The 11445-nt window shown below is 37.0% G+C and carries 10 protein-coding genes; 9 read left to right on the top strand and 1 reads right to left on the bottom strand.

The genetic code is table 11. From position 1 onward, the window contains the following. The 7 genes from ACO6FI_RS12470 to ACO6FI_RS12440 all read left to right on the top strand — a co-directional run. Positions 1 to 186 (top strand): hypothetical protein (locus tag ACO6FI_RS12470; RefSeq protein ID WP_485457616.1); only part of this gene is annotated, 186 nt, incomplete at its 5' end. A 12-nt stretch (positions 187 to 198) separates the two neighbouring features. Further along, positions 199 to 465, top strand: a complete 267-nt coding sequence (gene rpsO, locus ACO6FI_RS12465; RefSeq protein WP_009444716.1) for a 30S ribosomal protein S15 — start codon at positions 199 to 201, stop codon at positions 463 to 465. Between the two features lie 228 nt (positions 466 to 693). Further along, positions 694 to 2796, top strand: coding sequence for a polyribonucleotide nucleotidyltransferase (locus ACO6FI_RS12460; RefSeq protein WP_485457615.1), 2103 nt, complete (start codon positions 694 to 696; stop codon positions 2794 to 2796). A gap of 28 nt (positions 2797 to 2824) precedes the next feature. Further along, positions 2825 to 4174, top strand: a complete 1350-nt coding sequence (gene mgtE / locus ACO6FI_RS12455; RefSeq protein WP_008751491.1) for a magnesium transporter — start codon at positions 2825 to 2827, stop codon at positions 4172 to 4174. 107 nt (positions 4175 to 4281) lie between these two features. Then, positions 4282 to 4890, top strand: a complete 609-nt coding sequence (locus ACO6FI_RS12450) for a GTP pyrophosphokinase (protein ID WP_485457614.1) — start codon at positions 4282 to 4284, stop codon at positions 4888 to 4890. Positions 4891 to 4893: 3 nt separating this feature from the next. Then, positions 4894 to 5565, top strand: a complete 672-nt coding sequence (locus ACO6FI_RS12445) for a response regulator transcription factor (RefSeq protein WP_485457613.1) — start codon at positions 4894 to 4896, stop codon at positions 5563 to 5565. Between the two features lies 1 nt (position 5566). After that, positions 5567 to 6811 (top strand): sensor histidine kinase, encoded by a 1245-nt coding sequence (locus ACO6FI_RS12440; protein ID WP_485457612.1) that lies wholly within the window; start codon positions 5567 to 5569, stop codon positions 6809 to 6811. 53 nt (positions 6812 to 6864) lie between these two features. Here ACO6FI_RS12440 and ACO6FI_RS12435 read toward each other — a convergent pair whose 3' ends face one another. Then, complete coding sequence (locus tag ACO6FI_RS12435; RefSeq protein ID WP_485457611.1) at positions 6865 to 7590, bottom strand: UTRA domain-containing protein; 726 nt, start codon at positions 7588 to 7590, stop codon at positions 6865 to 6867. Between the two features lie 211 nt (positions 7591 to 7801). Here ACO6FI_RS12435 and treP point away from each other — a divergent pair, with 211 nt between their 5' ends. Then, entirely contained in the window at positions 7802 to 9739 is a 1938-nt protein-coding gene (treP, locus tag ACO6FI_RS12430; RefSeq protein ID WP_485457610.1) for a PTS system trehalose-specific EIIBC component, read from the top strand. Positions 9740 to 9747: 8 nt separating this feature from the next. Further along, a complete protein-coding gene (treC, locus tag ACO6FI_RS12425; RefSeq protein ID WP_485457609.1) occupies positions 9748 to 11379 on the top strand; it encodes an alpha,alpha-phosphotrehalase in 1632 nt (543 codons plus the stop codon). Positions 11380 to 11445: the final 66 nt, after the last annotated feature.

Below are 11445 nucleotides of genomic sequence, written 5' to 3'. Positions count from 1 at the left end.
AAACAGGACATTTTAGTTTGGGGTATATTAGGACTTTATCATATACGGCTTATACCAGGCATCTATATTGATATTTTCTCCATTGACATTGTCTTAGGATTTTGGTATTATGGAGTGGCAGTAACGCCTATACATGAGATATGGATACTCCAACCTTACCTTATGTATACGGTAAGATTTATTTAAAGGAGAAAGAAAATGATTACAAAAGAGAAAAAGACAGCTATCATGGAAGAGTATGCAAGAAAAGCAGGCGATACAGGTTCACCTGAGGTTCAGATAGCAGTTCTTACAGCAAGAATCACAGAGCTTACAGAGCATTTGAAGGCAAATCCTAAGGACCATCACTCAAGAAGAGGTCTTTTGAAGATGGTTGGTAAGAGAAGAAATCTTTTACAGTATCTTAAGAATAAGGATCTTGAGGGCTATCGTGCACTTATAGAGAAGCTTGGACTTAGAAAGTAATAAAAGTCTTCGGTTTCACAGTTTTCGTTTAAGGAAAATTCTTTAGAAACCTTGTGTGATTATAGTACATTGGTGGAGAGTTTTTCTCCACCTTTTTTATGATTTATCTATGGCTTGTAGCCGAAGCTAGTGATAAGTACTAAATATTTTTAGTATTTATCACTAGTTCATATTTTTATGTTTCAAGAAGATTACTTCTCGAATATCGGCAAGCCAAAAGGAGATGAAATGAGTAAGGAATTTAAAAGTTATTCAATGGAACTAGCAGGCCGTATTCTAAGAGTGGATATCGGAAGAGTAGCTGCACAGGCAAACGGTGCGGCATTTATGCATTATGGCGATACAACAGTTTTATCTACCGCTACGGCATCGGATAAGCCAAGAGACGGTATTGACTTTTTCCCGCTGTCAGTAGAATATGAAGAGAAAATGTATGCTGTCGGTAAGATGCCGGGAGGCTATAACAAAAGAGAGGGTAAGGCAAGCGAGAATGCTATACTTACATCAAGAGTAATTGACAGACCGATGCGTCCACTTTTTCCAAAGGATTACAGAAATGATGTTACACTGAATAATCTTGTACTGTCTGTAGATCCCGATTGTTCACCTGAACTTACAGCAATGCTCGGTTCCGCAATAGCAACCGCAATCTCAGATATACCTTTTGACGGTCCATGTGCTACAACACAGATAGGCATGGTAGGCGGCTTTTTTGTGGTAAATCCGAATGAGGAGCAAATGGCTGTATCAGACCTTAAACTTACAGTAGCATCTACCAAAGATAAGGTGATAATGATTGAAGCAGGCGCAAATGAGATACCTGATGAGAAAATGATAGAGGCTATTTATAAGGCAGACTCGGTGAACAAAGAAATTATTGCATTTATTGATAAGATCGTTGCTGAGGTGGGTAAACAAAAGCATTCTTATACCGCATTTACCATTCCGGATGAGCTTAGCACCGCAATCAGGGAGATAGTGCCACAGGATGAGATGGAAAAAGCCGTTTTCACAGATGAGAAGCAGATAAGAGAAGAGAATATAAAGGCTATAACAGAAAAGCTTGAAGAAGCTTTTGCAGATAAAGAAGAGTGGTTATCTCTACTTGGTGAGGCTGTTTATCAGTACCAGAAAAAGACTGTAAGAAAGATGATTCTAAAGGATCAGAAAAGACCTGACGGAAGAGATATGACTCAGATTCGTCCGCTTGCAGCTGAAGTGGATATAATACCGAGAGTACATGGTTCAGCTATGTTTACAAGAGGACAGACTCAGATTTGCAATGTAGTTACACTTGCACCTTTGGCAGAGGCACAAAAAATTGACGGACTCAATCAATCGGAGACCACAAAAAGATATATTCATCAGTACAACTTCCCGTCTTACTCGGTAGGTGAAACAAGACCTTCAAGAGGACCCGGAAGAAGGGAGATAGGACATGGTGCATTGGCTGAGAGAGCACTTATTCCGGTACTTCCCGCTCCTGAAGAATTCCCATATGCCGTCAGATCCGTGTCGGAGACATTTGAGTCAAACGGTTCGACATCTATGGCATCTACATGTTCATCATGTATGGCACTTATGGCTGCCGGTGTTCCGATAAAGAAGATGGTAGCAGGCATCTCATGTGGACTTGTAACAGGTGAATCTGATGATGACTATGTGCTTCTTACAGATATTCAGGGGCTTGAAGACTTCTTTGGAGATATGGATTTTAAAGTAACCGGAACAGACAGCGGTATAACAGCTATACAGATGGATATCAAGATACATGGACTTACAAAGGATATTGTAAAGGGTGCTATTGCAAGATGTCATGAAGCAAGAGACTTTATCATGGAGACTTGTATGAAACCGTGTATTGCTGAACCCAGAAAAGAAATAAGCAAGTATGCACCTAAGATTGCACAGATTCAGATCAGTCCGTCAAAGATCGGTGATGTAGTAGGTAAACAGGGAAAGACCATCAATAAGATTATTGAAGATACCGGCGTAAAGATTGATATCAGTGAAGACGGATTGGTATCCGTTTCAGGCACTGATCAGGCAATGATTGACAAGGCTGTTGACATCATAAGGGGTATTACAATAGAGATAGAAGCCGGAATGATTATGCAGGGCAAGGTGGTTCGTATCTTAGAGTTTGGTGCCTTTGTAGAGTTGGCTCCCGGTAAAGACGGTATGGTTCATATATCAAAGCTTTCCGATCGCAGAGTCGAGAAAGTTGAAGATGTGGTGAAAATAGGAGATGAGGTTACAGTAAAGGTAATTAAAGTAGATGCCATAAAGGGTAGGATTGATCTGTCTATGAAACCTTCCGATATTATCTAAAATAAATTTTGCAGAGAAAGGTGGGACTATGGAAGAAAATATAAAAGAAATACTATTTGATCTCGTATCAAGAAAACAGTTCCGACAATTAAAAGAAAAACTCTGCGATATGAATGAGTTTGATATTGCTTCATTTATGGAGGAACTGGATTCCGAAAAACAGATAATTGTTTTTAGAATGTTGCCGAAAGAACTTGCAAGTGATGTGTTTGCCTGTTTGGAGGTGGAAACTCAAGGACATATAATAAACAGTATTACAGACAAAGAGCTTGCTTATATAATTGAAGAGCTGTATGTGGATGATGCTGTAGATATGCTTGAAGAGCTTCCTGCTACAGTTGTAAAAAGAGTTTTACAAAATGCGGCTCCCAGTACGAGACTTCAGATAAATGAATTTTTAAAGTATCCTGAAAATTCGGCAGGATCTATTATGACCGCCGAGTATATAGGCTTAAAAAAGAACATGACTGTGGAAGAGGCATTTGCCTATATCAGAAAGCATGGATATGATAAAGAGACTATATATACCTGCTATGTAATGGATGCAAAAAGAATGCTTGAGGGTGTGGTAACAGTCAAAGACCTTTTGATGAGTGACTATGAAGTTAAAATGGAAGATATCATGGACACCAATGTCATTAAGGCCGTTACCACAGATGATAAAGAAGAAATCGCAGACCTGTTCAATAAATATGATCTGCTCTCTCTCCCTGTGGTTGACCATGAGAACAGGCTGGTAGGCATTGTCACAATTGATGATGCTGTGGACGTAATGGAAGAAGAGGCTACAGAGGACTTTGAGAAGATGGCGGCTATGCATCCGTCTGAAAAGCCTTATCTAAAGACAGGAGTGTTTGAGCTTGCAAAGAACAGAATTGTTTGGTTGCTTGTGCTTATGATAAGTTCAATGCTTACAGGCGGGATACTTACAAGATATGAAGATGCATTTAAGGTAATGCCGCTTTTAGTATCATTTGTACCTATGCTTACCGATACAGGCGGTAATGCGGGTTCACAGTCATCCACTATGATTATACGTGGTATGACAATCGGTGAGATTGCAAGTTCAGATATACTGAAGGTTATCTGGAAAGAGGCGAGAGTGTCCGTTATTGTCGGTATAATTTTGGGTGCTGTCAATTTTGTAAGACTTGTAGTACAGTATCCGGGACAGCCGCTTGTAGCACTTACAGTAGTTTTAGCACTTTTTGCTACAGTATTTTTAGCTAAGGTTATAGGCGGTATGCTTCCTATTGCCGCAAAGAAATTGCATCTTGACCCGGCTATTATGGCGGCACCGCTTATTACAACAATAGTTGATGCGGTTTCACTTGTGATTTACTTCCAGATTGCAGTGGAACTTTTGCATATCAAATAATTTTTAAATCTTTCTTAGGCTAAACTCCAAAAAGTTTAGCCTTTTTTCATTCTTTATACACTTATTTATGATAAAATATTTGTATCAATGTAAAAAGGATATATGCAATGAATATATATGGCAACTATGAAAAATACTTAGATATGATATTGGATGAGTTTTCAAAGAGAGTATATAAACTAAATGATGAATATAAGTTGAAGACCGGTTATAAACTCTTTGAACATTTTATCTCAAGGATAAAGACCAACGACAGCATGATAGAAAAGTGTAAGAGAAAAGGCTTTGAGGTAAATACATACAGCGCGCTTAAGGAAATAAAAGATGCGATAGGTGTAAGAATAGTCTGCGGTTTTGTTGATGATATATATACTCTTGTAAGCCTGTTTAAAGATATGGAAAATATCAATGTTGTAGAAGAAAAGGATTATATACTGAATGTTAAGCCGAACGGTTATCGTTCATATCATATGATACTTGAGGTAATAACACCTTATCCGGATTGTGAAGGTAATGAAAGCGGAAGGTATTATATAGAAATTCAGTTAAGAACTATCGCCATGGATTCATGGGCATCACTTGAACATCAGATGAAGTATAAGAAAAATATCAGTAACCATGAAAGAATCACAAAGGAGCTTAAAAGATGTGCCGATGAGCTTGCATCATGTGATTTAAATATGCAGACAATAAGGAAATTGATAGAGGAAGGATAAGCGATGAAGATATTATTGGCAGAAGATGAAGTAGGATTATCAAAGGCATATGCTCAAGTGCTTATAATGCAAGGGTATGAAGTTGAGCAGGTATATGACGGTAAAGCCGCTTTGGAAGCTGCAAACAGCAGTACATATGATTTAATGATTTTTGATGTGATGATGCCGAAGATGAGCGGATTTGAAGTCTTAAAAGCGCTTCGTGAGGCAGGCAATACTACATATGTTATTATGCTTACCGCTATGAGTGAATTGGATGACAAGATTGAAGGACTTGAGTTGGGTGCGGATGAGTATCTTACAAAGCCTATACCGTTAAAAGAGTTGGTTGCCAGAATACGTTCTCTTGAAAGAAGAATAGACACAAATTATAACGAGAATGTACTTACATTCGGCAGTGTAAAGCTGAATGTGTCACAGCAGGAGCTGTCAGCTAAAAATTCCATAATATTGGCAGGTAAGGAAACCAAGCTTATGGAAGTTCTTATGTTGAACAAGAATAAAAAGCTTTCGACCGAGTATATATACAATCATGTATGGAGCAAGGATGACGACTCGGATACAGGATATGTTTGGATATATATTTCATATCTGAAGCAAAAGTTAAAGGCAATCAATGCAAATGTTGATATTTTGGGAGAGGAAAACAGAGAGTTTGAACTTGTAGAGGTGTGATTTGTTTAGAAGACTTCGTTTACAATTCATTGTGGTAGCTACGATAGCGGTAAGCATAATGCTTATATCGGTAATAGGCATTTTGAATGCTTCAAAGTATGCAACAAGTGAAAAAAGAATAAATAAAATTTTGGATTTGTTGTCTGAGAATAACGGAGTTCTACCTGATGAAGAAGTAGTGGAGAAGATTCTCGGCAGAAAGACAAATCCGGATATAATAGTTCAGTACAGATATTTCAGTGCTTATGTGGACAGCAGCAATAAGGTAATCACTATGAACACTGAGCATATAGCAAATCTTTCGGATACCGATGTTATTTTTTATGTAAAAAAGATTTTATCGGGTAATAATAAATACGGAAACTTCACTACCACAGAGGGACAGAAGTTTGCATATAAATTGAATTTACATGATGATGAAAGTAAGCTGATTGTGGTGCTTGATACTACAAGCTATATAGAGGACAGAGCGGATTTGATAGATACTTCGGTATTTATTTTCTTTTCAAATCTGGTGTTTTTCATCATTATATTTGTGATTTTCTCAGGCAAGGTAATGATGCCTTTTATGGAAAACTACAAAAATCAAAAGGCGTTTATTACCAATGCGGGTCATGAGTTAAAGACTCCTTTAGCTATAATATCGGCCAACAATGAGCTTTGTGAGATGATCGGCGGAGAAAACGAGTGGACAAAGAGCACCAAAGAGCAGGTTGAGCGTATGACGGATCTGATAAACAGGCTTGTAGTGCTGGCAAGGTTTGAAGAAAAATCAAATGTAATTGAAAAAAATATAAATTTTTCAGATATAGTAACAAAGTCATCAAAATCATTCAAATCATTAGCTATAAAGGGAGGCAAGAATTTTGAATCGGATATTCAAAATGATATCTGTATTATGGGAGATGACGGTGCCATATATGAACTTGTAAATATACTGATAGATAATGCAAACAAGTACTGTGACGAGGGCGGAACTATCGGAGTTAAGCTTATGGTGCACGGTATCACCTTTAAAAAGGCGAAGCTTGTAGTAAGTAATACCTACAAAGACGGTAAGAATGTAGACTATTCAAAGTTTTTTGACAGATTCTACAGAGAGGACAAGTCACATAACAGCAGCGTATCAGGATATGGTGTAGGACTTTCCATCGCTGGAAATATAATAAACAGACATAGGGGAAGAATACATATATCTTATAAGAATGACACTATTTACTTTAATGTTTATTTCAATGTAGTGTGAGAAAATCCCACAGGTCTTAAATCTTGTTTTATAAGCTTAAGACCTGTGCTTTTTTATTTTCTTACAGCATTGTCAGAAAAGCTAAAGCAGTCGGGGCGATGCTTTGAAACTGTGTACTCAAACATTACACCGTCACTGTTATATGTGAAGCTACTGACTACAGCAAGGCAATTGTATTCCTCAAGATTAAGATTCAAATACTTTTCATCTATTTCGTCTACTTTTTCTACAGTTATTATTCTCTTACTATTGACGATTTTCATTCCAAGAGTATTTTCAAGGTATTCGTAAATAGAGTTCTTTGCGATATCAATAGTTAAATCACCTACAGCTGATTTCAAAAAGTAGTTATGATTTAAAATCAGGGCCTTTCTATCCATATAGTGAACTCTCTGAATATAGTAAAGTTCATCACCCTCAGTAAAACCTGAACGTTTTGCCAGGTTTGCACTGCATATGATATCTGTAAAAAGTATCACTTTATTGAATGAACTCTTAGCGGTTCTCTTTGCACTCTCTTTAAAACTTTCTATAGTATCAAGCTTGAAAGCTTTTGGTGACAGTTTTTGATAAATATTTCTTACGCCCTTTCCTTGCATTGTTTGTAGGTGACCTTCAGATACCAGTATTGAAACAGCTCTTCTCAATGTGTTTCTTGAACACTCATATCGCTTTATAAGTTCGTTCTCAACAGGCAACATTTCTGAATATTTAAAATAGTTATTTTCTATTTTCTCTTTCAGATCCAGATAAATATCATGATATTTGCTTTTTGGCATACAATTCACTCCAAAGTATATATTTATAACAAATGACATAAAAATAAGCATTTTGTCAATCTGCTATATTAGTAAAATATTATACTATAAACTTTAGGATAAAAAAATATTTAAAATTGTTTAAACAAATTTTGAATATTTACTTGACAAGACTGGTAATTTGATGATATAAATGTCTTATAACTTGTTTAAACAAATTTAGGAGGTCTATATGGGAAAGTATACCAATGAAGCCAAAGAGCTTCTGACACTTATTGGCGGTAAAGAAAATATAGCCGCAGTTTTTCACTGTATTACGAGAATGCGTTTTGTACTTAATGATCCCGGTAAGGCGGATGTAAAAAAGATTGAGGCTATGAAAATCGTTAAGGGAAGTTTTACACAGGCGGGACAGTTTCAGGTTATAATCGGCAATGCTGTTGCCGACTTTTACAATGATTTTGTAGCTATATCAGGTGTAGAGGGTGTTTCAAAAGATTCACTTAAACAGACTGCAAAACAAAACCAAAATATAATACAAAAACTTGTTTCGGTTCTTGCAGAAATATTTGCTCCTCTTATACCTGCAATTATAACAGGAGGTCTGATACTTGGATTTCGCAATTGTATAGATTCTTTATATCTTTTTGAAAACGGCACAAAGACACTTGTTGAAATAAGCACCTTTTGGTCAGGTGTTGACAGCTTCCTTTGGTTGATAGGAGAGGCAATATTTCATATGCTTCCAGTAGGTATATGCTGGTCAGTCACTAAAAAAATGGGTACTACTCAGATGCTTGGTATAGTTTTGGGGCTTACGCTTGTTTCAGGGCAGTTATTGAACGCTTATGCAGTGGCGGGAACTGCCGCCGCCGATATACCTAAATGGGATTTCGGATTTGTGAAAGTGGATATGATAGGCTATCAGGCACAGGTACTTCCTGCCATGTTTGCAGCCTTTACCTTGGTATATATAGAAAAATTTTTAAGAAAGTATACACCGCAGGTAATTTCAATGATAGTGGTACCTTTCTTCAGTCTGGTTTTATCAGTTATGGCGGCACATTTCATTCTCGGTCCTATAGGTTGGAAAATAGGTGCCGTTATATCATCAGGTGTTTATTGGGGCATTACAGGACCTGTTAAAGTTATATTTGCGGCAGTATTCGGATTTATATATGCTCCGCTTGTTATCACAGGACTTCATCACATGTCAAATGCGATAGATTTACAATTGATATCGGACTACAGCGGAACTATGCTTTGGCCGATGATCGCACTGTCAAATATAGCGCAAGGTTCAGCTGTACTTGCTATGGTATTTTTGCAAAGAAAGAATGCAAAGGCACAGGAGGTGAATGTTCCGTCTACCATATCATGTTATCTTGGTGTTACAGAACCGGCAATGTTCGGTGTGAATTTAAAGTACAGATTCCCTTTTATATGTGCAATGACAGGCTCTGCCTTGGCGGCTATAATATCCGTAGCTACTAAGACAACCGCTACCGCAATAGGAGTCGGCGGAATACCGGGCATACTTTCAATCAAACCTCAATATATGCCAAGTTTTGCAGTCGCTATGATTGTGGCTATAGCTGTGCCTTTTGTACTGACAACAATTGTAGGTCTTAAAAGACTTGATAAAGATGATATAAACGGAGAAGAAATTGAAGATAATTCAGGTATAGCAAAGGATATGACTGTAAATACAGACAATAAGCAGCAATTTAGAGCTTTTCTTGACGGTAAAGTTATAACTTTAAAAAAGCTTGATGACGGAGTATTCTCGGAAGGTGTATTAGGTGAAGGACTTGCGATAATTCCTGATAATGATGAACTTATTGCACCATGTGACGGAACGGTTTCTCTTGTAATACCCGACTCAAGACATGCAATCGGCCTTACTCTTTACAACGGAGTCGAGATTATGCTTCATATAGGCCTTGATACCGTTAATATGAAGGGCGACGGTTTTAAATATTTTGTAGAAAACGGACAAAAAGTTAAACAGGGTGATAAGCTTATAAACTTTGACAAAGATAAGATAAAAAAAGCCGGATACGTAGATACAATAGTATGTGTAATTACAAATCCGAACGGTAAGACAATGGAATTTCACACAGGTATTGTGGCTAAAGCAAATGAAACAAATTTAATAGAATTTAAATAGGAGCAGATATGATTCCTTTTGGAGAAAAAATAGTTTATCAGGTTTATCCCAAGTCATTTAAGGACAGCAACAATGACGGTTTTGGGGATCTGTCCGGAATAGTTGAAAAACTGGATTATCTAAAAGATTTGGGTATAGATTATATATGGATAACCCCATTCTTTTTGTCACCGCAAAAGGATAACGGATATGATATATCCTCATATACAAAGATTGACCCGGAATTCGGAAGTATGAAAGACTTTGAACTGCTTGTAAAAGAGGCGGATAACAGAAATATAGGAATCATGCTCGATATGGTATTTAATCATACATCTACAGAGCATATATGGTTTCAAAATGCACTTGACGGTGATAAGAAGTACCAAAATTACTATATATTTAAAGAAGCTCCTAAGGATAAAGCACCTACAAACTGGGTATCCAAGTTTGGCGGAAGTGCATGGGAGTACAGCAAAAGGGCAGGTAAATGGTATCTTCATCTGTTTGATGTAAGTCAGGCGGATCTCAACTGGGAAAATCCGGAAGTCAGAGAGGAATTAAAGAATATAATATTCTTTTGGAAAAGTAAGGGTGTAAGGGGATTCAGATTTGATGTAATTAATCTTATCTCAAAGCCGGATGTGTTTGAAGATGATAATGTGGGAGACGGCAGAAGATTCTATACAGATGGCAAGAGAGTGCATGAGTATCTAAAGGAGCTTGTAAAGGATACAGGCATTGAAGATTATATCACTGTGGGAGAGATGTCTTCTACAAGTATTGATCAGTGTATCAAGTATTCAAATCCTGATGAAAAAGAGCTTTCTATGTGCTTTAACTTCCATCATCTAAAGGTAGACTATAAAGATGGTGATAAGTGGAAGCTAATGGTACCTGATATAAAATCTCTTAAGCATATATTTAGGGAATGGCAGGAGAAAATGCAATCAGGTCATGGATGGAATGCACTATTTTGGTGTAATCATGACCAGCCAAGAGTAGTGTCAAGACTTGGTGATGAAGGGAAGTACTACAGGGAGTCCGCCAAAATGCTTGCGGGTCTGATACATCTGATGAGAGGTACTCCTTATATATATCAGGGTGAAGAGATTGGTATGACCGACCCGCATTTTAAGAGCATTGATATGTATAGGGATGTGGAGAGCCTAAACTACTACAAAATACTCATGGAACAGGGACTAAACAGTGAAGAGGCTCTTACAATACTTGACAGGCGTTCAAGAGATAACAGCCGCACACCTATGCAGTGGTCTGCCAAGAAAAATGCAGGATTTTCAAAGGTAAGCCCATGGATAAATGTGGCAGACAATTATAAAAGTATTAATGTGGAAAATGAAAAAAATGATAAGGATTCTATATTGAACTTTTATGAGAAGCTTATTACAATTAGAAAAGAAAATACTGTAATATCAGCCGGTAATATTTCATTTATTGATACAAATGAAAATATCATTGCTTATAAAAGAAGTCTTGGTGAAAGAAAAATACTTGTATTCTGCAATATGTCAAATAAAGATGAGAGCCTTGATATTGACCTTGACGGGTTTAAAAAGCTTATAGGCAATTATAGTGAACTTAACTATGTAGATAAAAACTTAAGACTCTCGCCATATGAGTTTGTGGCAGTGGAAAATTAAATAAAAATAGTACTGTCAAGCATAAATGATTATGTCCTAAAATAATTATTTTATAAGCCCCACAAA

The sequence above is a fragment of the Lachnoanaerobaculum sp. genome (assembly GCF_057250505.1).
Note: the sequence above shows the minus strand (reverse complement) of the source record. Positions and strands in the feature narration are given on the sequence as shown.

Bases quoted from the DNA above. Each gene is read 5' to 3' on its own strand.
- rpsO (WP_009444716.1), top strand. From the start codon at position 199: ATGATTACAAAAGAGAAAAAGACAGCTATCATGGAAGAGTATGCAAGA.
- ACO6FI_RS12460 (WP_485457615.1), top strand. From the start codon at position 694: ATGAGTAAGGAATTTAAAAGTTATTCAATGGAACTAGCAGGCCGTATT.
- mgtE (WP_008751491.1), top strand. From the start codon at position 2,825: ATGGAAGAAAATATAAAAGAAATACTATTTGATCTCGTATCAAGAAAA.
- ACO6FI_RS12450 (WP_485457614.1), top strand. From the start codon at position 4,282: ATGAATATATATGGCAACTATGAAAAATACTTAGATATGATATTGGAT.
- ACO6FI_RS12445 (WP_485457613.1), top strand. From the start codon at position 4,894: ATGAAGATATTATTGGCAGAAGATGAAGTAGGATTATCAAAGGCATAT.
- ACO6FI_RS12435 (WP_485457611.1), bottom strand. From the start codon at position 7,590: ATGCCAAAAAGCAAATATCATGATATTTATCTGGATCTGAAAGAGAAA.
- treP (WP_485457610.1), top strand. From the start codon at position 7,802: ATGGGAAAGTATACCAATGAAGCCAAAGAGCTTCTGACACTTATTGGC.
- treC (WP_485457609.1), top strand. From the start codon at position 9,748: ATGATTCCTTTTGGAGAAAAAATAGTTTATCAGGTTTATCCCAAGTCA.